We start from the raw sequence: 23337 nt of genomic DNA, 5'->3' as shown, positions 1-23337 counted from the left end.
TCACCCGCCGGGCCGCTCCCCGTTTGTAAAGTGACCTACATGACCCACGAACGCGCAGGACAGCCCGCCCGGCCCTCCGATCTGGTCGACGTCGCCAGGCTGGTGACGTCCTATTACGCGCTGCATCCCGACGCGGGCGAGGTGGGGCAGCGGGTCGCGTTCGGCACCTCGGGGCATCGGGGCTCGTCGCTGCGGACGGCCTTCAACGAGGACCACATCCTGGCCACCAGCCAGGCGATCTGCGAATACCGGCGCGACCAGGGCACCGACGGCCCCTTGTTCCTGGGCATCGACACCCACGCGCTCTCGGAGCCCGCGCGCGTGTCGGCCCTTGAGGTCTTCGCGGCCAACGGCGTCGACGTGCTGATCGACTCGCGCGACGGCTACACGCCGACGCCCGCCGTCTCCCACGCCATCCTGCGCCACAACCAGGGCCGCACGGCCGGACTTGCCGACGGCGTGGTGGTGACGCCGTCGCACAACCCGCCGGGCGACGGCGGGTTCAAGTACAACCCGCCGCACGGCGGCCCGGCCGGCACCGAGGCCACCTCCTGGATCCAGGACCGCGCCAACCAGCTGCTGCAGGACGGTCTCAAGGGCGTGCGCCGGGTCCCCTACGCCACGGCGCTGCAGCGGGCGGGCCGCTACGACTTCCTCGGCACGTACGCCGACGACCTGCCGAGCGTCGTCGACCTCGACGCGATCAGATCGGCCGGGGTGCGCATCGGGGCCGACCCGCTGGGCGGGGCGAGCGTGGCCTACTGGGGGGAGATCGCCGAGCGGCACGGGCTGTCGCTGACCGTGGTCAATCCGCTGGTCGATCCGACGTGGCGGTTCATGACGCTCGACTGGGACGGCAAGATCCGCATGGACTGCTCGTCACCGTACGCGATGGCCTCCCTCATCTCCGCCCGCGACACCTACGACATCGCCACCGGCAACGACGCCGACGCCGACCGGCACGGCATCGTCACCCCCGACGGCGGCCTGATGAACCCCAACCACTACCTCGCCGTCGCCGTCTCCTACCTCTACTCCCACCGCGACGGCTGGCCGGCCGACGCCGGCGTGGGCAAGACGATGGTGAGCAGCGGCATCATCGACCGCGTGGCGCAGTCGCTGGGGCGGCGGCTGTACGAGGTGCCGGTCGGCTTCAAGTGGTTCGTGCCCGGCCTGCTCGACGGGTCGCTCGGGTTCGGCGGCGAAGAGAGCGCGGGTGCGTCGTTCCTGCGGCGCGACGGGTCGGTGTGGACGACCGACAAGGACGGCATCATCCTCGCCCTGCTGGCCTCCGAGATCCTCGCGGTCACCGGGGAGTCGCCGAGCGCCCACTACCGCACGCTGACCGAGCGGTTCGGCGAGCCCGCGTACGCCCGCGTCGACGCGCCCGCCACCCGCGAGGAGAAGGCCGTGCTCGGCAAGCTGTCGGCCGCGCAGGTGACGGCCACGTCGCTGGCCGGCGAGCCGATCACGGCCGTGCAGACGTCGGCGCCCGGCAACGACGCCGCGCTCGGCGGCGTGAAGGTCTCGACGGAGAACGCCTGGTTCGCGGCCCGGCCGTCGGGCACCGAGGACGTCTACAAGATCTACGCCGAGTCCTTCAAGGGCCCCGACCACCTGGCCAAGGTCCAGGAGGAGGCCCGCTCCCTGGTCTCCGCCGCCCTCGCCTGAAGGCCCGCCCCAAGCGGGGCGGGCCCCATCCGGGAGCGGGCCTCGGGCGAGGGCCCGCCGGTCGGAGGCCCGCCGCCCGAACACCTGCCGGACGGTCAGTAGCCGAGGTGGCGGCCGCCGTCGCCGATCAGGACCTCGCCTGTCACCAGGTCCGCTTCCAGCAGACCAGTGACCATCTGGGCGATGTGGCCGGGCTGGGCGGTGCGGCGGAGCGGGGCCTTGAGCTCCTCCTTCGCCGCCATCTCCGAGAACACCTGCTCCCCCACCCGGTCGATGTGCCATCGGGTGGCCACGATGCCGGGCGCGACGGCGTTCACCCTGACCTCGGGGCCGAGCGCCACCGCCAGGTCGCGGGTGAGGTGGATGAGCGCCGCCTTGCTCACCCCGTACGCGATGGACGAGCCCGTGGCCTGCAGCCCCGCGATGGAGGCGACGTTGACGACGGCGCCCCGCGACGCGCGCAGGGCGGGGGCGAAGGCGCGGGCGCAGTAGAACGGCCCCATGAGGTTGACGCCGAGCAGCCGCCGCCACACCTCGTCGGTCAGCCCCTCCAGGTCGGGGAACGGCACCCAGGTGGTGGTGCCCGCGTTGCACACCAGCGCGTCCACCCGCCCGTGGTCGGCGAGCACGCGCTCGGCCATCCGGCGTACGGCGGCGTCGTCGGACACGTCGGCCGCCACCGCCGACGCCTTGCAGCCCATGCTCTCCAGCCGCGAGACGGTGGCGCGGGCCTCGTCGGCCGAGCGGGAGTAGTTGACGACCACCGCCGCCGCGCCCTTGGCGGCCAGCCGCTCCGCCACCGCCGCGCCGATGCCGGTGCCGCCGCCGGTGATCACGGCGACGCTGCCGTTGATGTCCATGCCGGTCACTCCTTGAGTGGGTCGAAGGCCGCGATGTCGATGTCCTTGGATTCGCGTGAGGCGTAGAAGGCCGCGAACGAGATGACCGCCGTGCCGATGAGGAAGGCCGCCACCAGCCAGGGGGCGCCGCCCATGCGCTCGGCCAGCGCCGCGCCGATGAGCGGCGAGAACCCGGCCACCGCCGCGCCCAGCTCGCGCGAGGCGGCGAAGCCGGTGTAGCGCACGCGGGCGCCGAACAGCTCGGCGTAGAACACCGGCTGCACGGCGACCTGCGGCGCGAAGCCGAAGGCGCCCATGACCATCATGGCCAGGTGCACCAGCCAGGGCACGCCGGTGTCGACGAGCAGGAAGTACGGATAGACGTACAGGGCCACGAACACGACGCTGAACAGGTTGAGCGGGCGCCGCCCCACCCGGTCCGACAGGTGCCCGTACACCGGCTGCAGCACGATGACGGTCAGCCCGAACAGGATCACGCCGAGCAGCGCGGTGTGGCTGCTCAGTCCGAGCCGGCCGGTGGCGTACGCGACGCTGAAGGTGGCGAGCGTGTAGACCACGGCCGTGTCGCAGATGTGCGCGCCGACGCCGACGAGGAAGTTGCGCGGGTAGCGGACGATCGCGTCTCTGATCGGCAGCTTGACGATCTCCCTGGTCTCGGCCATGCGCTGGAAGACGGGGGATTCCGTGACACGCAGCCGCACGTACAGGGCGACGCCGATGAGCAGGAAGCTGACCAGGAACGGCACCCGCCAGCCCCACGCCAGGAACTCCTCCTCGGGCAGCAGCTGGACCAGCAGGAACGCCGAGGTGCCGAGCACGAGGCCGATCTGCACGCCGGTCTGGGCGAAAGAGGCGTAGTAGCCGCGCCGCCCCTGCGGCGCGTGCTCGGCGAGCAGCGTGGCGGCGCCGCCGAACTCGGCGCCCGCGCCGAGCCCCTGGCAGACGCGCAGCAGCGTGAGCAGGATGGGCGCGAGCACCCCGATCGCCGGGTACGTGGGCAGCAGGCCGATCAGCCCGGTCGACACGCCCATGATCAGGGTGGTGACGATCAGCGTGGAGCGGCGGCCGATCCGGTCGCCGAGATGGCCGAAGAGCACCCCGCCGAACGGCCGCACCACGAACCCCACCCCGAAGGTGGCGAAGGCCACGATGGTGCCGGTGGCGGGGTCGGCGTCGGTGAAGAACAGGCGGTTGAAGACAAGGGCGGCGGCGGTGCCGTAGATGAAGAAGTCGTACCACTCCAGGGCGGTGCCCACGAGGGCGCCCAGGACGACGCGCCGTAATTCGGGTGTGGCGGACATCTAACCTCCAGGGGGCGTGTCGGGCCACGGAACGCCGAGCCGCGCGGCGACCTCCCCCAGCTCCGCCCACACCGGCGCGGGCACCGGCACGCCCTTCCCGAGCCGCTCGGCGCGCGTCCTGGCCTCGGGCTCCCCCGGAACGACCACCTCGGGGCCTGAGGCGCGCAGCGCGGCGCAGAAGGATTCGACCTGGGCGACATAGTCGTCCAGGGGGACGAAGGCGGCGATGTCCACGGCGGTGACGACCGTGCCGAACGTGCCGTCGTACGCGGGCGAGCAGGCCGTTCCCGTGCCGGTGAGCAGGCCGCCGACCAGCTCGATGAGCACGCTCAGCCCGTAGCCCTTGTGACCGCCGAACGGCAGCAGCGCCCCGCCCCGGTAGAAGTCGGCCGGGTCGGTGGACGGCCGTCCGCCGGGATCGACGAGCACCCCTGGGGGCGCCGGAGACCCGGCGGCGAGCAGCAGGCCCAGCTTGCCCTCGGCGATGGCGGCGGTCGCCCAGTCCATGACCACGGCCGCGCCGTTCGCACGGGGCACGGCCCAGGCCATCGGGTTGGTGCCGAGCATCCTGCGGTGCCCGCCGTACGGCGCCACGGTGGGGTCGGCGTTGCCCACGATCTGCGCCGCGAGGCCGCGCAGCGCGAGCGTCCCGGCGTACTCGCCGAGCCGGCCCACGTGGTTGCACTCCCCGACGGCGACCACGCCGACGCCGTGGGCGGCGGCCAGTTCCCCCGCCTCGGCGGCGGCCAGGCGGGCGGCCGCCTGGCCGAAGCCGCGCCGCCCCGACACGACCGCCGTCGCCCCGCGACGCGAGACCACCTCGGGGACGGCTCCCGGGACGATCTCCCCGGTCTGGATGCGGTCGAGGTAGGGCTTGACGCGGCGCACGCCGTGCGAGCCGTGGCCGGCCAAGTCGGCTTCGACCAGCGACTCGGCGACGACGGCCGCCGTGTCGTGCGGTACGGAAGCGGCGGCCAGGAGGTCGCGGGCGAGGGTGCGGAGGTGGTCGGCGGCGAGGACACGTACGGATGCGTTCACGGTGACCGGTCTCGCTTCGGCAGGACTGCGTTCCGTGTGCGCGCTTATGCCCGAATCGCCAGGGGGTCAAACGGCCGTCCGGAAAGGGCTTACCGCCCGAGTTCGGGGGCCGTGGCGGTGCTCATCCCCGTACGTCCGAGGTCGGCCCTGCGGCCCGCGGCGACGCCCGCGCGGTAGCCGGTGCCGCTCGTCCGCGGGACGCTCATGCGGACGTGCGGATAGTGCGCGGCGACCACCCGGTCGACCTCCGCCCTGCGGTCGGCCAGGACGATCGCGGTGCCGGTGGGGGCCGCCTCGGCCTCCGCCTGCTTCTCGGCCGCGCACAGCAGCCGGTAGACCTCGTCGGTGAAGCCGAGCAGCCAGGAGCGCCGGTAGGCGCGGACGGCGCCGGCCGGCGGCTCGGTCCTGGCCAGGCCGGAGGCCATCTGCAGCAGCAGCGAGGTGGCGAGCACGTCGGCCCGCTCCAGGTCGGCGGCGAAGCCGAACACGTGCACCCGCTGCCCGCCGTCGCCGCGCCCGATGAGCAGCGGCCGGCACCGTACGGCCTGCGCCACCAGGCTCACCAGCCTGGCCTTCTCCCCGGCCCACGGGGGCGGCAGGGTGACGATGCGGTCGGCGGGGGTCTGGCGGGTGCCGGCGGGCGGCAGCGAGTCGATGCCGTGCTTGGCCATCAGCGCCGACGCGGCGGCCATGAAGGTGGCCCGCTCGTGCTCGTTGTCGGTGCGCTCGGCCTTGGCCAGCAGCTTCCTGACGCGGTCGAGCGTGCGCTCCCGCAACCGAGGCCCCCTCCCGTGCCCGCCTGTCTGCGGGAACGATGCTAGCCGGGGCTAGGACTTGCTCGTCAGGACCCGCCCGTCGTCGGCGATGGCGGGGAAGGCGCCGGTGTCGACGATGCCGTGCTGCTGGTAGAGCGCCTCGATGAGGGCGTGCGCGCGGGGCTCCAGCTTCCACAGGGCGCGGTACTCGCGCGCGGTGGCCAGCGAGATGCCGATCTCCTGGGCGATGTCCACCGTGCGCGGGACGATGCCCTTGGCGATCTGCCGGTCCCAGAACTCGCGGGCGGCCCGCATGAGGGCGGCGCGCTCGGCGGTGCTGACCACCTGCGGGGTGGCGTCTAGCACGGTGACGTCCTCGTCCTCCTCGCGGACCAGCTCGGCCAGGGCCGGCGGCAGCGCGGGGCGGGCGGGCACGGGGCGCTGCTCGGCGTCCTGCTCCCACGGCACGCGGGGGTCGGCGTCGATGAGCGCGGAGGTGTTGTAGAGCGCGGCGATCTGGGCCAGCAGGGCCTCCTGGCGCTGCGGATCGACGGCCAGCCCGGTGTGCTCGACGGCCTGGTCCATCGCCTTGTCGAGCTTGGCGAGCGCGGCGCGCATCTTGCGCTCGGACGCGCCGCCCTCGCGCAGCGCCTTGGCCTTCTTGGCGGCCAGCGCCACCCTGGTCAGCCTGCGGTGGGCGTCGACCTCGCTGGCGGTACGGTCGCTGACCTCGGCCAGGCCCATCCTGACCAGCAGCCGCTCGGGGGTGAGCCGCCAGTTGATGCGGCCGGTGCCGCGGATGCGGTGGCGCTCGATGGCCATGCCGCGCTCCCACAGCCAGGCGGCCACGAGCGGGGCGGCGAGGCGGAAGACGGCCTCGGGCAGGCTGCGCGCGTCCATGCTGGACAGCACGGCGGTCAGGCACGTCAGAGCCCACACGGCGATGCCGTCGATGCCGGCGGAGAAGTTCTCGCGCATGTTGCGGCGGGCGCGTACGGCGCTGGTGATGATCGCGACCTCGATGAACGCGAACAGCAGTAACCGCAGCGGGCCGTCGAGCCCCAGCACGTCGCCGGAGAAGCGCCACATGCCCTGCGCGGACACGCCGGTGGCGATGGAGGCGGCCACGATGGTCAGCACGTCCTCGATGGGGCGCGGGGCGACGTACCTGGACCACAACCAGGCGACGACGCGCCAGACGACCCTGAGCACCAGGAAGGCCAGGACCAGCCCGGCCAGGCTCAGCAGCGCGATGACGGCGGTGGCGAGCGGCTTCTCGGTGATGAAGGCTGTTATTTCCTCAAATGTCGGCATCTGTCACTATCCGTGAGGGCTCAAACTCCGGCTCTATGCGACGAGATCATCGCAGAATGTCGCCATCTTGTACGCCAAACGCCGTCTGCTGCCCCAGTTTGCCCCGGTTTCACGGCAGTTCTGTGACCTTGACGCAACGTACACGCCTGGAACGCGCCATCCCGCGCGCCTAAGGGGTGGCACCGGCTCGCGCGGCCCGCGCACAATGAGACCCGGAAGAGGCAGTTCAGCCGGTGACCCTGCCGCCGCCGTCGGCCAGTCGGAGGGGTAAATTCCTCCTTTCGGAGGGCAACACCCGTCCATCCGGATGGGACCATCGATGCAGGGATTTATCCCAACTTGGTGTGATGCATCCCAGCAGGACGGATATCGATGTCAGAGACAGAAGAGTTCCCGCTCGTCCAGTTCATGCGTGAGGGGTTCGACCCGGTGGGCGAGCTCGGCCGCATCAGGAGCGAGCACCCGGTCTTCCCGATGGAGATCCCCGGAGGGCAGACCGTCTACCTCGTCACCCGCTGGGAGGACGTCCGCGCGGTGCTCGGCGACCACGAGCGCTTCAGCAACGACTTCGCCGGCGTGATCGGGCTCGGCTCCAACCAGGAGGACCCGGGCGGCCTGGGCTTCCGCGACCCGCCCGAGCACACGCGGCTGCGCAAGTTCCTCACACCCGAGTTCACCATGCGGCGGCTGCGCCGCCTGGAGCCGCGCATCGAGGCCATGGTCGAGGAGCACCTCGACCGCATCGAGGCCAAGGGCGCCGAGGGCATGCCGGTGGACCTCATGGAGGAGTTCTGCCTGCCGATCCCCTCGCTGGTGGTGTGCGAGCTGCTCGGCGTCCCCTACGAGGAGCGGGCCGGCTTCGTCAAGATCAGCAAGGACCGGTTCGACTTCACCGCGGGGCCCGAGGCGTCGCTGCAGGCCATCAACGACGCGATGACGTACCTCGTGGACCTGGTCGCCCGCGAGCGGCAGAACCCCGGCGACGGCCTGCTGGGCCAGCTGCTGCGCGAGCACGGCGACGAGCTGGACGACCGCACGCTCGCCAGCATGGCCGACGGCCTGCTCACCGGCGGCCACGACACCAGCACCAGCATGCTCGCGCTCGGCACCCTGTGGCTGATCCAGAACCCCGAGCAGGCGGCCAAGGTGCGCGAGGTCGACGGCTACATCGTGGACGTGGTCGAGGAGCTGCTGCGCTACATGACGGTCGTGCAGGTCGCCTTCCCCCGCTTCGCCCGCGACGACCTGGAGCTGCACGGGGTGCCGATCAAGAAGGGCGAGATGGTGCTGTGCTCGCTCACCGGCGCCAACCGCGACCCCGCGCTCGGCGAGGGCATGGACGAGGTGCGCCCTGGCCGCGAGACCGCGGGCTCGCACATGGCGTTCGGCCACGGCATCCACCGCTGCGTCGGCGCGCCGCTCGCCCAGATGGAGATGCGCATCGCCTTCCCGGCGCTGCTGCGCCGCTTCCCCGGCCTGCGGGTGGCGGGCGAGGTGCCGTTCAGGGAACTGGCCATCGTCTACGGCGTCAAAGAGCTACCCGTCGCCTGGTAGAGCGGTTACGTTCGCCATGTGGACGAGCACGTCATCGACCTGACCGTGATCAGCGCCGTCGTCTTCGACACCGACGGCGTGGTCACCGACACCGCTCGGGGACACGCGGCCGCCTGGAAACACGTCTTCGACGCCTTCCTGCGCGGCCGCTCGGAGCCGTTCGACATCCGCGACGACTACCTGCGGCACGTGGACGGCCGGCCGCGGCTCGACGGCATCCGCACCTTCCTGGGCGCGCGCGGCATCACCGTGCCCGAGGGCTCGCCGGCCGACGAGCCCGGCGCCCCCACCGTGCACGGGCTGGGCCTGGCCAAGGACCGCTCCTTCCTGGAGCAGGTCGGCAAGTACGGCGTGGCCGCCTTCCCGCCCACGGTGGCGCTGCTGCACGAGCTGCGCAGGCGCGGCGCCCGTACGGCGGCCGTCTCCGCCGGCCTGCACGGCCGCAGGCTGGTCACATCGGCGGGGGTGATGCACCTGTTCGACCTCATGGTGGACGGCAACGACGCCGCGCTGATGAACCTGCCGGGCACGCCTGACCCGGCGCTCTTCCTGGAGGCCGCGCGCCGGCTCGACCTGCCGGCCGCCGGGATCGCCGTGGTGGCCTCCGCGCTGCCGGCCGTCGAGGCGGGCAGGAAGGGCGGCTTCGGCACGGTGGTCGCGGTCGGCGCGAAGGCGGAAGACGCGGCCGGGGACGCGGCGGGGGACGCTGCGGGGGACGCTGCGGGGGACGCTGCGGGCGGGCTCGTCGTCGTGGGTGATCTGAGTGAGCTGGGGGTGCGTGGGCGGGTCCTACCCTTGAGAGGGTGACCGTACTGATCGATCCGCCCGACTGGCCGGGACCGCGCGGCCTGATGTGGTCGCACCTCGTCAGCGACACCTCCCTTGACGAGCTGCACGACTTCGCGGGACGGCTGGGCGTGCCGCCGCGGGCGTTCGACCGTGACCACTACGACGTGCCGGAGACCGTGCACGCGCGGGCGGTGGAGCTGGGCGCAGAGGCGGTCAGCTCGCGCGAGCTGCTACAGCGGCTGATCGCGGCCGGTCTGCGCCGCCGCAAGCGCCGCTAGCTCGGCGGTCATGTTGGCCCGCGCGGGCTCCTCCCAGAGCTCCCGCGCGCGTGGCGTGCGGAACAGGACGGGCGTGGCGAGCAGCCGGCGCAGCACCTCGCTCCGCCCGGCGGCGAACAGGTCGTCAGGCACGTGGGCGTACTCCTGGCGGACGGCGCGGGCGTAGGCGTCGTAGCCGGGGCCGCCCAGCACCGCGAGGTCGGCGTCGCAGAGCACGGCGCCGTCGCGGTCGCCGGGGGCGAGCGTGTCGTGGGCCGCCGTGATGCGTACCAGCCTGGCCACCTCCGACACCCGGCGCGCCGGCACGCCGCAGCGCGGGAGCCTCGACTGGGCGAGCTGGGCGCTGCGCTCCTCGTCCCAGCCCGGCCTGCCGTCGTAGACGGCGTCGTGGAACCAGGCGGCCAGGCGTACCGCGGCCTCGTCGCCGGCCTCGCCGGGCAGCAGGTCGATCGCGGCGAGTACGGCGGCCAGGTGGTCGCGGGTGTGGTAGCGGCGGTGCGGCTCGGACCAGCGGGCCAGCAGCTCGGCGTGCACGGCGCGCGAGGCGCGCGACTCCCCCGCCGGCTCCGCCCACCGCGGGAAGGACGTCGCACCCTCGATCATGTCTCCACCGTAGTGGTAGCGTTCCGGGCATCGGTACGACAGGCGGAGACGCTCGGCGCCTGCCCCGGTGGCGGGAGCTGCGGGCCGTCATGCCACGAGGCCCCCGCTGGTCGCGCGCGGCCCGGGTGGCGGCCGCGGCCGACGTGGCCGATCTGCGGCGGCTGGCCGCGCGGCGGGCTCCGCGCATGGTGTTCGACTACGTCGACGGCGCCGCCGAGTCCGAGCTGTCGCTGGCCAGGTCGGTGGCGGCGTTCGAGCGGGTGGAGTTCGCGCCCCGGGTGCTGCGTGACGTCTCCGACGCGCCCACCTCGGTGGAGATCCTGGGCCGGCGCGTCTCGATGCCGGTCGTGCTCGGGCCGACCGGGTTCACCCGCATGATGCACCGGTCCGGCGAGCGGGCGGTGGCGCGGGCGGCGCAGCGCGCGGGCGTCCCGTACACGCTGTCCACCATGGGCACCACGACGGCGGCCGGCGTGGCCGCGGCCGCGCCCGCCGGCTGGAACTGGTTCCAGCTGTACGTGGTCCGCGACCGCGCCCGCACCCTGGAGACGCTGGCGATGGCCTCGGAGGCCGGCATGGACGTGCTGGTGGTGACCGTGGACGTGCCGGTGGCGGGGGCGCGGCTGCGCGACGTGCGCCACGGCCTGACGGTCCCGCCCACGCTGCGCTGGCGCGGCGTGCTGGAGGCGGTGCGGCATCCGGCGTGGTGGTTCGACTTCCTGACCGGTGAGCCGCTCAGGTTCGCCACCGTGGACGGCGCTCCAGAGGACCTCGCGGGGCTGACGAACCTGATGTTCGACCCTTCTGTGACGTTCGCCGACCTGGAGTGGATCAGGTCGGCGTGGCGGGGGCGGCTGCTGGTCAAGGGCGTGCAGCGGGCCGACGACGCCAAGGAGCTGGCCGCGCTGGGCGTGGACGGCGTCGTGGTGTCCAACCACGGCGGGCGCCAGCTCGACCGGTCGGCCACCCCGCTGGAGCTGCTGCCCGCCGTGGTGGCGGCGGCCGGTGACCGCACCGAGGTCTTCCTCGACGGCGGCGTGCGCAGCGGGGCCGACGTGGCGGCCGCGGTGGCGCTGGGCGCCCGCGCCTGCTTCGTCGGCAGGGCCTACCTCTATGGCCTGATGGCCGGTGGTGAGGCGGGCGTGGACCGGGTGCTCGCACTGCTGCGGGCCGAGCTCGTGCGGACGCTGCAACTGCTCGGCGCGGGCGGCGTCGAGGGGCTGGGCCCCGACCTCGTCAAGCTCAGGGACCGCTGACCCCCGATCCCAGGGGCCGCCAGAAGAAACGGCGCCATGTCAGAGGCGGAAAGCTCGTATTTCGCCGCCGCCGTCGTCGCTCTGCTCCTTCGCACGGGGACCCGTCCCGCGGAGAGGAGATCGCAATGGCGACCGGAGAATTCCAGGTGATGAAAGTGCCGGCCGAGCAGCTGGCGGGCATTCTCCATGGCCAGGTGGTCGATCCCGGGGCGCAGCCCACGAACGTCGTCCACTGTGGCGAGGGCTGGACCGTGGACGTGAGCTGGGAGGTCACCGGTGAGCTTGTCGACTGGCTGGTGGGCCGCTGGCAGTTGGAGATCATCGCCGACCGGATCGGCGGCGGCGAGTCGCGGCATCCCGCGCCGCCGGTTGAGATGACGTTCACCCCGGGCTCCGGGCGATACACGGCCTCCATACCGATGCGGGGGCAGCTGTCCCCCGGCACCTATGACCTCGTGGTCAACCTCACCACCACCACGGCCGCCGGCAGCTCGGGGGCGCTCGGCGGATTCGTGGTGATCAGCAAGATCGCCGTCAAGGAGTGAGCGGCACCCGCCCCGGGCGGTCCTGGGGACGGGCCGATGAACGAACCCAGCACCAAGGCCGAAAAGCATGGCGATGCTAGTGCAAGCCCCCCGCAAGCGGACACTCCTATGCTCCAGCCCTGGCGGCCACGGGGCAAAGCAGGCCGCCGACTGTATCTGACGCTCCTGGGAGCGCTCTTTACTCCATGAGCATGCCTCGGGGGCGACGGGACCGGCATAACGGGAGACTTGATGTCCGACACTCCGATGACCGCCGACGACGTGCTGCGCATCGCGGCGTACAAGGACCGGAGCGCGGCACTCGAAGCGATGGTCATCGCCTACAGCTACCACCGCGTGGCCTCCGACCTCGCGGCCCACCTGGGCCGGGAGGCGAACAACTGGTACTGCTACGCCACCTGGACCTCCAAGGCCGTCGGGGCGAGCCTCGACCTCGGCCCCGGCTCGCCGTTCATCGACGATTTCGGCCGCCGCCTGCGCGTGCCGCAGCGCTTCCGCCGGCTGTTCAGGGCCGCGCTGCTGACCCTGCTCGGGCCGAGCTACCAGCTGGGGCTGGCGCTGGCCAACCGGGCCATCTTCCTGGAGACCGCCAGCCTGGCGGTCAACCTGTGGAACGACACCCCCGACCGCTTCCTCAAGGTCAGCCCCGAGTCCGAGGTGACGCCGACGCCGCCGGAGTTCCTCACCGACCTGCTGTCACCGGCCGACCCGCGCTACCTGAAGGACGCCGCGCAGCTCATGGTGGCGGCCGCGGCGACGCCGGACCCGGCCGAGCGGGCCGAGCTGATGCTGGGGGCGAACATCGCGCTGTCGGCGTACGAGCAGGCGCGCGCGCAGGCGGCGCTCGAACTCGTGCTGTACCGTCCGGTGCGCTGGCTGACCCGGGTGTCGTGGCGCTCGCTGCGCTCCCTGGTGACGCGCCGCCCGTTCCCCCGCTTCCGCCTGTACGCCGCCGCGCACGCCGACCAGCCCTGGCTGACGCGCACGCTGGAGGGCCTGTGGTCCTCGCTCTACACCCGCCACCTGTTCGCCGTGGCGACCCCGCTGAGCGACGTCAAGGTCGGCGGGCCGCTGACGCCACCGCCCGGCGTGGACCTCGACGAGGCGTGGGCGCCCATCCAGAACGAGAAGGTGCGCAAGCTGGCCGAGGAGTTCATCACCGAGGACCGCGAGGCATCGCTGGCCGGGGTGCGCGACTGGGTGTCCTATCCCGACCGGATGCGCTTCATCGTCAGCTATTTCCGCGTCTACCAGAAGGTGGACGCCCTCTACCGGGTGCCCTTCGACAAGGAGGTCGCCGACGGGCTGGCCGAGGAGATGCGCAAGGGGCTCGTCCCCGAGGCGATCAACCAGATGTTCGTCGACCGGCCGGGGCTGCGGCCACGCAAGCTCTACCGGTACCCGTCGGAGACCGACCCCGACGCGTACGAGATGGCGCACTTCGACTTCGAGCCGTTCCTGGAGGCGATCCCGCTTGACCCGCCCGACACGTCCGCTCAGTCAGGCAAGCCCGGTGACTAGGTCAGTCGAGGAAGTCGCGGGTGATCTCGCGCGCCTGCAGCAGGCCGCGTAGCTTCGCGAAACAGCGGGCTCGGGTGGGCCCGATGCTGCCGACCGGCCTGCCCAGCCTGCGCGCCACGTCCACGTAGTGGGGCTCGGAGGTTTCCGTGAGCGCTCTGAACAGCACCCGCTGGGCCGCGGGCAGCTCCTCGACGAGCTCTTCGAGGGTGCCGGCCAGCCAGATCCTGGCCAGTTCCCTGTCGACGTCGTCGGTGCTGCCCAGCGAGTCGAGGTCGGGGGTGCAGATCTCCTTCGTCCTGCGGGTGAGCTTGAGGCACTCGCGGAAGGCGATCGTGGCGAGCCAGCCCGCCATGCGCTGGCCGTCCTCGACGCTCCTGAGGTTCTGCCAGGCCAGCAGCCAGGTGGTCTGCAGGACGTCCTGGGCGTCCTCGTGGCTCAGCCGGAACCTGCGGATGCGGGCCTTGAGCATGGGGCTGAACTCCTCGACCAGCCGCTCCCAGGCCGGCGCGTCGCCCTCCTGGGCGGCGGCCACCAAGGCTCCGGTGTCAGGACGCGGGTCGGGACGGGTGCCGGGTCGGGTTTCAGGGCGGGTGTCGAGGCGTTCCATGGTGTCCACGTGCATGTCGTTCTCCCTGCCGGTCCGGGCACTCGGGGGGTCGGCTCCGGCCGGCTCACCCACCGTGCGCCGGTTGCTCCGGAAAGACTGTTCCGGACGTGACAGCCTGGGTGTGTCGCTGGTCACAATTCAAAGATCGCTTTCCGGAAGCTGTCCCCCGGCGGAATGCGGCCTAGAGTTCTTACATGAACGGGCGCAGCGGCCTTCCCCACGACGTCGAGCCGGTCGCCGCGGTGCTGGCGGAGATCCCGTTGTTCCAGGTGCTAGGAGAGAGCGGCATCCGCAGCACGGCGCGGGCGGGCCTGACCCGGCGCTACCGGTCGGGGCAGATCATCTTCCATCAGGGCGACCCGGGAGAGTCGCTCTACGTCCTGCTGGACGGTCTGGTGAAGGTGGTGTTCACCACCGAGCACGGCGACGAGATCGTCCTCAACATGCTGGGCCGCGGCGACACCTTCGGCGAGATGGCGCTGCTGGACGACTCGCCGCGCTCGGCCTCCATCGTGACCGCACGGCCCGCCTGGGTGTTCGCGCTGCCCAGGGCGCGGCTGCTGGAGCTCATGCGCGAGCATCCTGGGCTGGCCGACGAGTTCCTGCGGCTGCTCGGCCGCATGGTGCGCAGGCTCACCGACCAGGCGGCCGACCTGGCCTTCCTCGACCTCGGCGGGCGGCTGGCCAAGCTGCTGCTGCAGCTGGCCGACAAGCACGGCCAGGCCGGCGGGGTGGTGGACCTGCCAGGGCTGACCCAGTCCGACCTGGCCGCGCTGATCGGCGCCTCCCGCCCGGCCGTCAACCGGGCGTTGCAGTCGCTGGTGGCGCGCGACCTCATCGCCGTCGAAGGCCGGACGATCCGGCTGCTGGACGTCGCCGCCCTGCGGAAACGGGGCGGCCTCTGACCGAATCTGGAGTACGGGGCACATGAACGATCGTGAGGGGCGCTGGCCGGAGGAGAGATTCCGGCAGCTACGGCAGCAGGCCGATCCCGACGTCGACAAGGTGGTCGCCGAATACCTGCAGGAGCAGCCCCCGGGGCGGGGCGCGCTGGAGCTGGTCAAGGCGGTGGTCGCGGAGCTGGGGGCGGCCAAGCGGGAGGCCAGGGAGCCATCGGGGGAGCCGCCGGCGTCGCGGATCTTCGACGCGCTCGACTTCGCCAAGGAGCTGCCTGAGTGGGGTGACGACCGGGAGCTGCTGGCCAGGGGGCAGGCGGTGTTCGCCGACCACGGGCTCTACCAGTCGGCGGCGCTGTTCTTCGCCTGCCTGCCGATGGCGTACGCGGAGGTGTCCAGCGCCAAGGTGCTGGCCGGCGTCTCCAACCTCGCCACGCACGGGATGACCCGCAGGGTCGCGGAGACCGGGCAGATGCTCGTGGACGTGATGGGGCTGAAGAGCACCGACAGCCTCCAGCCCGGCCGGCCGGGCCACACGACGGCGATCGGGCTGCGCATCCTGCACTCGTTCGTCCGCGCCCTGGTGGACGAGCGCTACGCCGGCCGCTGGGACACCGAGCGGCTGGGCGCGCCGGTCAACCAGGAGCTGCTGCTCGCCACGCTCTTCGACTTCTCCGTGGTGACGTGGGAGGCCATGGAGACGATGGGCGTGGTGCTGAGCGACGAGGAACGCGCCGCCAACCTCTACACGTGGAGCGTCTTCGGCCACCTCATGGGCATCGAGGTCTGCCGCGAGGGGCCGCTCACCCTGCGCGACGTCGAGCCGGTCAGCGCGCGCCTCGGCCGGCTGCTGGAGACCAGCGACGAGGGCCGCCTGCTGATGGCGGTGATGCTGAAGGAGATGGAGGCGTTCATGCCGCTGGGCTGGCGCAAGATGCCGCGCAGCCTGGTCCACTGGATCTTCCGGCACGCCTCCCACGGCGCCGGCCGGGTGCCCGGGCTGCTCGCCGTGCCCGCGCCCGCCTGGTGGTTCACCGCACTGTTCGCCGCCGCGAAGGCCGCGCACGGCTCCTCTTGGCTGGCCCGGCCGGTGGACGGTGTGATTCGCTGGCTGGTACGCAAGGCCGGGCGGCAGATCGTGGTCGCCCTGATCGACCGCCACTCCGACGGGCAGGCGGCGTTCAGGATCCCCGACGAGCTGGCCCGCGCCTGGCGCATCAGGCAGTCGCGCGCGGCCGTACAGGCCCGCGCGATCCGCAGGAACGTACGCACGAGGCTACGAGCGCCCGCCCGCGGGCGGAAAGGGCCGCACAGTGACAGCCCCACATGAGCCGGGCACGCTCACCACCGCGACCATCCTGTTCACCGACGTCGTCAGCTCCACCGCGCTGCGCATCAGGCTCGGCGAGGAGCGGGCCAACGTCGTCTTCCGCCGCCTGTACGAGCTGCTGCGCTCGGTCGTGACGGCGAGCGGCTCGTCGTTCACCAAGAGCCTGGGCGACGGGCTGATGGCGGTGTTCGACTCGGCCACGGCGGGGCTCGACGCGATCATCGCGGTCCAGCAGGCGGTGGCCGACGAGAACGAGCGCGCCATGGACAAGATCTCCATCAGGGCGGCGCTGGCCGCCGGCGACGTGTGCTGGGGGCACGACGACGTGAGCGGGCTGCCCACGGTGGAGGCGGCCCGCCTGGTGGCGATCGCGGAGGGCGGTCAGGTGCTCTGCACCGACCTGGTCAGGCGGCTGGCCCAGGGGCGCAGCAGGCACGAGTTCAAGGACCTCGGGCGGCTGCCCGGCAAGGGGCTGCGCGAGCCGCTGCACACGTACGAGCTGCACTGGCAGAGCGCCGACCACCACCTCGGCGGCGGGCTCGCGCCGTGGCTGGACGACGGGGGCGCGCTGCCGTTCGTGGGCCGCGAGGAGGAGCTGCGGGCGCTGGACGGCGAGCTGGCGGCGGCCGAGTTCGGCGGCAGACTGGCGATCCTCGAAGGCGAGCCGGGCGTGGGCAAGACCCGGCTCGCCTCCGAGGCGGCCAGGCGGGCGCTCAAGCGGCAGTTCACGGTGCTGGCGGGGCGCTGCACCGATCCGGCGCGCAAGGCGTACGAGCCGATCGCGGGCGCCGTCGAGCGGCTGGCCCGCACCTCGCCCGCGCTGCTGCTGCGGGCCGGCATCGACCAGCAGTGCGGGCAGCTCGTCCGGCTGGCGCCCTCGCTGGCCGCGCCGCCGCTGTCGCTGGAGGTGCCGCCGGCCACCGAGCCGGTCTCCGAGCGCTACCAGCTGATGGCCGCGGCCCGCACGCTGATCGAGCGCCTGGCCACCGTACGCCCGGTGCTGCTGATCATCGACGACCTGCAGTGGGCGACGCTGGAGTCGCTGCAGATGCTGAGCGCCCTGATGTGGGACTCCGACGCGCTGCCGCTGCTCGTCCTCGCCATGTCGCGGCCGGTGCCGGTCGAGTCCGCGCCCTCACAGACGCTGCCCGAGCTGCACAAGCTCACCGCCGACGCCCGGGTGATCCCGGTGCCGGCGTTCGGGCCCGACGAGGTGAGCGACGCGCTCGCGCAGTCGCGGGCCCGCGCCGACGCCGAGCGGCTGCACCGCATCACCGGCGGCAACGCGTTCCTCGTCAGCGAGGTCATCAGGGAACTGGGCGCGGGCAAGGACCTCGACGCGCTGGCCGTGCCCGACTCCGTCACCCGCATGGTGACGGCCCGCGTCGCGCAGCTCCACCCCGACGCCCGCGACCTGGTCAGTCTGCTGGCCGTGGGCGAGCGGATGGACTCCGCCGAGCTGCGCGGCGGCCTCGATCTCGATGAGCCGCGCTTCGTGGCCGCCGTCGAGGAGGCCATGGGCACGGGCCTGGTGACCATGCTGGACAACGGGTCCTGCCAGTTCTCCCACGAGCTGACCAGGACCGCGCTCTGCACCACGCTCTCGGCGCCGCGCGCCGCGCTGCTGCACGGGCGGGTCGCCGACGCGCTGCTCGCCACCGACCCCCACGCGATGCGGACCAGGCCGTACGTGGTGGCCGCCCACCTGCTGGCCGCCGCCGAGCAGGGCCGCGACCCGGCACGGGTGAGCGCGGCGGCCGACGCGGCCGTGCACGCCGCCCAGCACGCGCTGGCCGGGCTCGCCCACCGCGAGGCGGTCACCTGGTACCAGCGGGCGCTCGCCCTGCTCCCCGACTCCCCCGGCGCGTCCCGCGAACGCCGCGCCGAGCTGCTGGTCGAGTGCGGCAGGGCGATGTGGCTGGCCGGGCACCCCGACGCCCGCCGCACCCTGCTGGACGCGGCCGACCTGGCCAGGGAGTGCGAGCGCCACGACCTGATCGTCACCGCCGCGCTCGGCGGCGACCGGGGCTCCTCCATCTCGGCGGCCCCCGACCGTGAGCGCATCGCGCTGCTCACCGAGGCGCGCAAGGTGGTCGACTCCACCGACGTCAGCACCCGCGCGCTGCTGGCCGCGCAGCTCGCCTCCGAGCTGATCTGGGCGCCCGACGGCGAGCGGCGCTTCGCGCTCAGCGACGAGGCGGTGGCGCTGGCCCGCAAGTCGGGCGACCCGCGCACGCTGGCCGGCGTGCTGGGCATGCGCAGCCTGACCATCATCCCGGCCGACCCGCTGCACCAGCGCCACCGCGACGGTGACGAGATGCTGGAGGCGGCCCGCCGCACGGGTGACGACCTGGCGCTGTTCCACGCGTACGTGCAGCGCACGCCTCCCGTGCTGGACAGCGGCGACGCCACCAAGGCGGCCGACCTGCTCGACCGGGCCGACGAGCTGGCACACCGGCTCGGGCAGCCGCACCTCAACTGGCTGATCGGCTACTCCAAGGCCGGGCTCACCCTCATGCAGGGCGACCTCGCGCAGGCCGAGGCGGAGGCGGAGGCGGCGCTGCGGCTCGGCTCCGAGATCGGCCGGCGGCTGGAGGCGGTGGCCATCTTCTCCGAGCAGATCGCGGAGATCCGGCGGCTGCAGGGGCGGCTGTGGGAGCTGCGCGACCGGCTGCGCCGTGCCGGGCAGGCGCCCCGGGTCGATCCGGTGCACGCGGTGCTGCGTTATCTGTGCGAGCTGGCCGACGAGGAGGCGGGGCCGCTGCTCGACCGCATACTCGCCGACGGCGGCGAGACCCCGCCGCGCAACATGGCGCACCGGCCCGCGCTGGACAACCTGGCCGTGGCCGCCGCCCGGCTGGGCCGTGCCGAGCTGGCCGGGCGCCTGTACGACGCGCTCTCCGGCGGCGGCGAGACGTTCGGCCACGGCACGGTCGCCCACCACTGCGGCCACCACTACCTCGCCCACCTGTGCGTGGCGATGGGTGACGAGCAGCGCGCCGCCGGCCACTTCGAGGCGGCCGCCGAGGTCCACGAGCGCCGCGGCGTCCCCCTGATGCTCGCCGAGTCGCTCCTCGACTGGGCCGACCTGCTCGACGAGAGCGACCTGGACGGCCCCAAATCCTCGGACCTGCGCAACTGGTGCCGCACCCTGCTCTCCGGCCGCGGCGCCCTGCTGCTGGACCGCCGCGCCGCCATCTAGCCCCACGTGCGGCGTCTTGACGCCGGCTCGCCTGGCGGCGTTCTGATGAAGACGGCCGGCCCGATCGGGATGAGCAGCACCGTGTAGAGCGGCCCGATGTCGCCGAACGCGCCGTGCAGGAGGAGGGCGGCGAGCACGATCGCGACGCAGATCGCCAGCGATGACCACGCGTACCCGCGGCGACCGGCCACACCGACCCCCTCACGAACGAACGAGTCCCGAGGCGTCCTGAGAGTTCACCATAGCCCTGGAATGCCGGCAGATCACGAGATCCCCGGCAGACGGGCATCAGCGCAGGTAAGAGGCCCCGTTGAGGTCCAGGACGGCCCCGCTGGCCCATTCGGCCTCGGGCGAGGCCAGGTACACGACGGCCGCGGCGATCTCCTCGGGCCGCGCCACCCGTCCGAACGGGCTCTGCGCCCTGATCGCGTCGCCACGCGGCGCCTTGAGGTGCTCGTTGGTCATGTCGGTCTCGACGAACCCGGGCGCGACCGTGGCCACCGCGATGCCGCGCGGCGCGAGGGCGATGGCCAGCGACTGGCCGAGCGCGTTCAGCCCGGCCTTGCTCGCGCCGTACGCCGGGCTGTCGGGCTCGCCCCTGAAGGCGCCGCGCGAGGAGACGTTGACGATCCTGCCGCCCTCGCCCATGTGCCGCAGCGCGCACCAGGCGGCGTTGGCCGCGCCCATCAGGTTGACGCCGAGGGTGCGCTGCCAGGCGTCCTGCCACTCCTCGTACGTCAGCTCCGTGATCGGGTGGTGCAGGAAGACGCCCGCGTTGTTGACCAGTACGTCGATCCGGCCGCCCAGCGCCCCGGCCGCCGCGTCCACCATCGACCTGACCGCCTCGGGGTCGGCCAGGTCCGCCTGGACCACCGCGTGCCCTTCGCCCGGCAGCGCGCCGAGCAGGCTCGCGGCGTCGCCGGCCGAGTCGCGGTGATGGATGGCGACCCGGTCTCCCCGCTCGGCGAAGGCCGCCGCGACGGCCCTGCCGATGCCTCTCGACGCTCCCGTGACAAGTACTCCACGTCCGCTCATCCCCCGCACGATAGGGGATGCTCGGCAAGCGCCTTCCGGCGGCCTAGGATGGACAGCGCCCCCGGAAACCGATCAAGGACAACCGGATGGCCGGGTGGAACGTCCCAACACTCCCGTCCCCTACCAGGAGTCACCCGTGGGATACCCGCCCCCGACGTACCACCGGCCGGCCTACGGGCCGCCGCCCGCCACGCGCGACGACAACCTTCCCCTGATCGTGCTGTTCGTGGTCGGCCTGCCGATGCTGCTGTTCGGCGGCGGCGCGGCCCTCGCGCTGGTGCTGACCGACACCGGCGGCGGGCCTTCACCAAGCTCCGCGACCATGGTGATGCCGTCCAGGGAGCCGCTGGCCGACGCCCAGGAGACCACCCCAGCCCAAACCGGCCCGGCCCAGACCGACCCGGCCCAGACCGACCCGGCCCAGACCGACCCGGCCCGACCTGACCCCGCCCAGACGCAAGCCGGCCAGCCCCTTCAGCAACAGACCGGGCCGGCGGGGCTCGGCGGGTCGATCACGCTCCAGTCCATCGACCCCGCCCTGCAGCTCAGCGCGACCGTCAGCCGCGTCATCGACCCGGCCACGCCCGCCACCGAGTTCGTGAAGCCGGCGGCGGGCAGCAAGCTCGTCGCCGTGGAGATGACCTTCACCAACACCGGCCAGGCCCAGTTCACCGACTCCCCGCTGCTGAGCGCCTGGCTCATCGACCACGAGAACCGGCAATACCGCCCCAGCGTCAAGCAGATCGGCGAGGGGCAGGACTTCGGCGCGACGGTGTCGATCAGCGGCGGCGACTCGCGCATGGGCGTGGTGGTGTTCGAGGTGCCGCAGGCGGCACGGGCCGCCAAGCTCCAATACGCGATCAACGCCGGCCTCGGCTCGCAGAAGGCCGAGTGGACGCTGGCCTAGCACGTCCCCCTGTGGCTCGATCAGCACCATGCCGCGCCTGTGGCGGCTGCTGGAGCCGGCCGATGAGACCGACCTGAGTGATCAAGGTCAACGCGATCGTCAGGTACGCCGGCCCGATCGAGCGGGTCCCCGCCGGCCACCTCGACGTGGACGAGGCGTACGCGGTCGGTGCCCCCGACGAGCGGACCGGCACCGGACAGGCGAGCCCGGCCCGGCACGGCGGCCGCCCGCTCTGAGCATTCTCTGAGAATTGCTTGCCAAAAATGTCGATCGTCCTGTCAAGCACTTTGTCGTGACGGAGGCGTACATGGCGGACAACCCCCTCGACTATGTGGTGATCGGCGCCGGCCCCGCGGGCCTGCAGCTCGGTCACTTCCTCCACAAGTCCGGCCGCAGCTACGTGATCCTCGAGGCGGGCGCGGCGCCTGGCCTGTTCTTCCGCACGTTCCCGCGCCACCGCACGCTCATCTCGATCAACAAGAAGCACACCGGCTGGGACGACCCCGAGCTCAACCTGCGGATGGATTGGAACTCCCTGCTGTCGGACGATCCGGAGCTGCTGTTCACCCGCTACAGCGACCGGTATTTCCCGCATGCCGATGACATGGTCCGCTATCTCGGCGACTTCGCGCGGGCCTGCGGGTTGCGGATCGAGTACGGCGCCCAGGTGGCCAGGGTGGAGCGGCCAGGTCACTTCGTGGTGACGGCCGAGGACGGCCGGACGTTCGAGGCGCGGCGGGTCGTCGTGGCGACCGGGGTGAGCAAGCCGAACATCCCGCCCATCCCGGGCATCGAGACGGCCGACCTGTACGCCGACGCGTCCATCGACCCCGCCGGCTACACCAACCAGCGGGTGCTCATCATCGGCAAGGGCAACTCCGCCTTCGAGACGGCCGACAACCTGGTCGAGACCGCCGCCGTCATCCACGTCGCGGGGCCGCGCTCAGTGCGGCTGGCCTGGCGCACCCACTACGTGGGCCACCTGCGCGCGATCAACAACAGCATGCTGGACACCTACCAGCTCAAGTCCCAGAACGCGGTGCTCGACGGGCACGTCAGGAACATCGAGCGGCAGCCGGACGGCACGTACCTGGTGAGCGTGGCCTTCGTCCGGGCGGACGAGATCACCAAGGACATCCCGTACGACCGCGTCATCGTGTGCACCGGGTTCCGCTTCGACGACTCGATCTTCGCGCCCGGGTGCCGGCCGGCGCTCGCGTGCGACGGCAGGTTCCCGGCGCTGACGCCCGCGTACGAGTCGGTGGACGTCCCCGGCCTGTACTTCGCCGGCACCATCACCCAGTCGCGCGACTTCAAGCGCGGCACGAGCGGCTTCCTCCACGGCTTCCGGTACGGCGTGCGGGCCCTGCACCGCGTGCTGGAGTGGCGAGACCACGGGGTGCCGTGGCCGGCCACTGAGCTGCCCGCCGACCCGGCGGCGATGGCGGCGGCGGTGGTCGCCAGGATCAACCGCACCTCGGCCCTGTGGCAGCAGTTCGGGCTGCTGGCCGACGTGATCACGCTCGACGGCGGCACCGCCCGCTACTACGAGGAGGTGCCGTACGACCTGCGCGAACACCCGATCGGCGAGCACGGCCACTTCTCGATCACCCTGGAGTACGGCCCCGGCCACGACAAGGTGGACCCGTTCGACATCGAGGTCGCCCGGCCGGGCCAGGGCGACGTGGCCCGCGCGCACGAGGGCCACTACCTGCATCCGGTCGTCCGCCACCATCTTCCCGGGCAGCCGGTCGCCGTGCATCACGTGACGGAGAACCTGGAGAACGAGTGGGACTCCCCCGAGGTGCATGTGGAGCCGCTGCGGGCGTTCTTCGCCCGGCGCACCGCCGCGGTCCCCGCGTGATGCGCCCGACG

General features: G+C 72.6%; 22 protein-coding genes. 13 read left to right on the top strand and 9 right to left on the bottom strand.

The features are described from left to right. The first annotated feature begins 39 nt into the window (after positions 1-39). The gene (gene pgm, locus ABZW11_RS09145; protein WP_355414332.1) at positions 40-1671 is read left to right on the top strand and encodes a phosphoglucomutase (alpha-D-glucose-1,6-bisphosphate-dependent); all 1632 of its coding nucleotides are present in this window, start codon (positions 40-42) and stop codon (positions 1669-1671) included. A 95-nt stretch (positions 1672-1766) separates the two neighbouring features. Here pgm and ABZW11_RS09140 read toward each other — a convergent pair whose 3' ends face one another. From ABZW11_RS09140 to ABZW11_RS09120, 5 genes are all read right to left on the bottom strand, one after another. After that, a complete protein-coding gene (locus ABZW11_RS09140) occupies positions 1767-2531 on the bottom strand; it encodes an SDR family oxidoreductase (RefSeq protein ID WP_355414330.1) in 765 nt (254 codons plus the stop codon). Positions 2532-2536: 5 nt separating this feature from the next. Then, positions 2537-3832, bottom strand: a complete 1296-nt coding sequence (locus tag ABZW11_RS09135) for an MFS transporter (RefSeq protein ID WP_355414328.1) — start codon at positions 3830-3832, stop codon at positions 2537-2539. Then, positions 3833-4870 (bottom strand): Ldh family oxidoreductase, encoded by a 1038-nt coding sequence (locus tag ABZW11_RS09130; RefSeq protein WP_355414326.1) that lies wholly within the window; start codon positions 4868-4870, stop codon positions 3833-3835. It abuts the gene before it with no gap. An 89-nt stretch (positions 4871-4959) separates the two neighbouring features. After that, positions 4960-5646, bottom strand: coding sequence for a DUF2786 domain-containing protein (locus ABZW11_RS09125; protein WP_355414324.1), 687 nt, complete (start codon positions 5644-5646; stop codon positions 4960-4962). Between the two features lie 51 nt (positions 5647-5697). Next, positions 5698-6939: a hypothetical protein gene (locus ABZW11_RS09120; RefSeq protein WP_355414322.1), complete on the bottom strand. Its 1242-nt coding sequence runs from the start codon at positions 6937-6939 to the stop codon at positions 5698-5700. A gap of 372 nt (positions 6940-7311) precedes the next feature. On the opposite strand from ABZW11_RS09120, the gene ABZW11_RS09115 reads away from it, so the two are divergent. Genes ABZW11_RS09115 through ABZW11_RS09105 form a run of 3 tightly spaced genes read left to right on the top strand, consistent with a single transcriptional unit; the run spans position 7312 to position 9560 of the window. Continuing rightward, positions 7312-8493 carry a cytochrome P450 gene (locus tag ABZW11_RS09115; protein ID WP_355414320.1) on the top strand — a complete coding sequence of 394 codons (1182 nt, stop codon included), beginning with the start codon at positions 7312-7314 and terminating at the stop codon, positions 8491-8493. 18 nt (positions 8494-8511) lie between these two features. Next, positions 8512-9300 carry an HAD family hydrolase gene (locus tag ABZW11_RS09110; protein WP_355414318.1) on the top strand — a complete coding sequence of 263 codons (789 nt, stop codon included), beginning with the start codon at positions 8512-8514 and terminating at the stop codon, positions 9298-9300. After that, complete coding sequence (locus ABZW11_RS09105; RefSeq protein ID WP_355414316.1) at positions 9297-9560, top strand: DUF4031 domain-containing protein; 264 nt, start codon at positions 9297-9299, stop codon at positions 9558-9560. The genes ABZW11_RS09110 and ABZW11_RS09105 overlap by 4 nt, the downstream gene beginning before the upstream one ends. On the opposite strand, the gene ABZW11_RS09100 is transcribed toward ABZW11_RS09105, so the two are convergent. Then, positions 9513-10163 (bottom strand): metal-dependent phosphohydrolase, encoded by a 651-nt coding sequence (locus tag ABZW11_RS09100; RefSeq protein WP_355414314.1) that lies wholly within the window; start codon positions 10161-10163, stop codon positions 9513-9515. The two genes, ABZW11_RS09105 and ABZW11_RS09100, sit on opposite strands and share 48 nt — an antisense overlap. Positions 10164-10252: 89 nt before the next feature. Here ABZW11_RS09100 and ABZW11_RS09095 point away from each other — a divergent pair, with 89 nt between their 5' ends. The 3 genes from ABZW11_RS09095 (at position 10253) to ABZW11_RS09085 (ending at position 13485) form a co-directional block, all read left to right on the top strand. Next, complete coding sequence (locus tag ABZW11_RS09095; protein ID WP_355414312.1) at positions 10253-11419, top strand: alpha-hydroxy acid oxidase; 1167 nt, start codon at positions 10253-10255, stop codon at positions 11417-11419. A gap of 125 nt (positions 11420-11544) precedes the next feature. Beyond that, a complete protein-coding gene (locus tag ABZW11_RS09090; RefSeq protein ID WP_355414310.1) occupies positions 11545-11964 on the top strand; it encodes a hypothetical protein in 420 nt (139 codons plus the stop codon). 231 nt (positions 11965-12195) lie between these two features. Further along, a complete protein-coding gene (locus ABZW11_RS09085; RefSeq protein ID WP_355414308.1) occupies positions 12196-13485 on the top strand; it encodes a hypothetical protein in 1290 nt (429 codons plus the stop codon). Position 13486: 1 nt separating this feature from the next. Here the strand turns inward: ABZW11_RS09085 and ABZW11_RS09080 are convergent, their stop codons facing one another. Next, positions 13487-14107: a sigma-70 family RNA polymerase sigma factor gene (locus ABZW11_RS09080; protein ID WP_355414306.1), complete on the bottom strand. Its 621-nt coding sequence runs from the start codon at positions 14105-14107 to the stop codon at positions 13487-13489. A gap of 179 nt (positions 14108-14286) precedes the next feature. Here ABZW11_RS09080 and ABZW11_RS09075 point away from each other — a divergent pair, with 179 nt between their 5' ends. The 3 genes from ABZW11_RS09075 to ABZW11_RS09065 are packed head-to-tail and all read left to right on the top strand — an operon-like array spanning position 14287 to position 19520. Beyond that, complete coding sequence (locus ABZW11_RS09075) at positions 14287-14997, top strand: Crp/Fnr family transcriptional regulator (protein WP_355414304.1); 711 nt, start codon at positions 14287-14289, stop codon at positions 14995-14997. 22 nt (positions 14998-15019) lie between these two features. After that, entirely contained in the window at positions 15020-16318 is a 1299-nt protein-coding gene (locus tag ABZW11_RS09070; protein WP_355414302.1) for an oxygenase MpaB family protein, read from the top strand. Continuing rightward, positions 16302-19520, top strand: coding sequence for an AAA family ATPase (locus ABZW11_RS09065; RefSeq protein ID WP_355414300.1), 3219 nt, complete (start codon positions 16302-16304; stop codon positions 19518-19520). Before ABZW11_RS09070 ends, ABZW11_RS09065 begins: the two co-directional genes overlap by 17 nt. Here ABZW11_RS09065 and ABZW11_RS09060 read toward each other — a convergent pair. Both ABZW11_RS09060 and ABZW11_RS09055 read right to left on the bottom strand, forming a co-directional pair. Beyond that, positions 19517-19711, bottom strand: a complete 195-nt coding sequence (locus ABZW11_RS09060; RefSeq protein ID WP_355414298.1) for a hypothetical protein — start codon at positions 19709-19711, stop codon at positions 19517-19519. The two genes, ABZW11_RS09065 and ABZW11_RS09060, sit on opposite strands and share 4 nt — an antisense overlap. Before the next feature lie 97 nt (positions 19712-19808). Continuing rightward, the gene (locus tag ABZW11_RS09055; protein WP_355414296.1) at positions 19809-20555 is read right to left on the bottom strand and encodes an SDR family oxidoreductase; all 747 of its coding nucleotides are present in this window, start codon (positions 20553-20555) and stop codon (positions 19809-19811) included. Between the two features lie 136 nt (positions 20556-20691). Here ABZW11_RS09055 and ABZW11_RS09050 point away from each other — a divergent pair, with 136 nt between their 5' ends. The 3 genes from ABZW11_RS09050 to ABZW11_RS09040 all read left to right on the top strand — a co-directional run bounded on the left by ABZW11_RS09050 (position 20692) and on the right by ABZW11_RS09040 (position 23326). Then, entirely contained in the window at positions 20692-21462 is a 771-nt protein-coding gene (locus ABZW11_RS09050) for a DUF4352 domain-containing protein (RefSeq protein ID WP_355414294.1), read from the top strand. Between the two features lie 77 nt (positions 21463-21539). Then, positions 21540-21698, top strand: coding sequence for a hypothetical protein (locus tag ABZW11_RS09045; protein ID WP_355414292.1), 159 nt, complete (start codon positions 21540-21542; stop codon positions 21696-21698). Positions 21699-21769: 71 nt separating this feature from the next. After that, positions 21770-23326 (top strand): NAD(P)-binding domain-containing protein, encoded by a 1557-nt coding sequence (locus ABZW11_RS09040; protein ID WP_355414290.1) that lies wholly within the window; start codon positions 21770-21772, stop codon positions 23324-23326. The last annotated feature ends 11 nt before the right edge of the window (positions 23327-23337 follow it).

This window comes from Nonomuraea sp. NPDC004580 (genome assembly GCF_040609855.1).
Classification (GTDB): Bacteria; Actinomycetota; Actinomycetes; order Streptosporangiales; family Streptosporangiaceae; genus Nonomuraea; species Nonomuraea salmonea.
The sequence above is the reverse complement of the archived record's forward strand: the minus strand, read 5'-3'. Positions and strand labels throughout refer to the sequence as shown.

Coding starts and splice junctions, on each gene's coding strand:
- pgm (WP_355414332.1), top strand. CDS start 40: ATGACCCACGAACGCGCAGGACAGCCCGCCCGGCCCTCCGATCTGGTC.
- ABZW11_RS09140 (WP_355414330.1), bottom strand. CDS start 2,531: ATGGACATCAACGGCAGCGTCGCCGTGATCACCGGCGGCGGCACCGGC.
- ABZW11_RS09135 (WP_355414328.1), bottom strand. CDS start 3,832: ATGTCCGCCACACCCGAATTACGGCGCGTCGTCCTGGGCGCCCTCGTG.
- ABZW11_RS09120 (WP_355414322.1), bottom strand. CDS start 6,939: ATGCCGACATTTGAGGAAATAACAGCCTTCATCACCGAGAAGCCGCTC.
- ABZW11_RS09115 (WP_355414320.1), top strand. CDS start 7,312: ATGTCAGAGACAGAAGAGTTCCCGCTCGTCCAGTTCATGCGTGAGGGG.
- ABZW11_RS09100 (WP_355414314.1), bottom strand. CDS start 10,163: ATGATCGAGGGTGCGACGTCCTTCCCGCGGTGGGCGGAGCCGGCGGGG.
- ABZW11_RS09095 (WP_355414312.1), top strand. CDS start 10,253: ATGCCACGAGGCCCCCGCTGGTCGCGCGCGGCCCGGGTGGCGGCCGCG.
- ABZW11_RS09090 (WP_355414310.1), top strand. CDS start 11,545: ATGGCGACCGGAGAATTCCAGGTGATGAAAGTGCCGGCCGAGCAGCTG.
- ABZW11_RS09085 (WP_355414308.1), top strand. CDS start 12,196: ATGTCCGACACTCCGATGACCGCCGACGACGTGCTGCGCATCGCGGCG.
- ABZW11_RS09080 (WP_355414306.1), bottom strand. CDS start 14,107: ATGCACGTGGACACCATGGAACGCCTCGACACCCGCCCTGAAACCCGA.
- ABZW11_RS09075 (WP_355414304.1), top strand. CDS start 14,287: ATGAACGGGCGCAGCGGCCTTCCCCACGACGTCGAGCCGGTCGCCGCG.
- ABZW11_RS09070 (WP_355414302.1), top strand. CDS start 15,020: ATGAACGATCGTGAGGGGCGCTGGCCGGAGGAGAGATTCCGGCAGCTA.
- ABZW11_RS09055 (WP_355414296.1), bottom strand. CDS start 20,555: ATGAGCGGACGTGGAGTACTTGTCACGGGAGCGTCGAGAGGCATCGGC.
- ABZW11_RS09040 (WP_355414290.1), top strand. CDS start 21,770: ATGGCGGACAACCCCCTCGACTATGTGGTGATCGGCGCCGGCCCCGCG.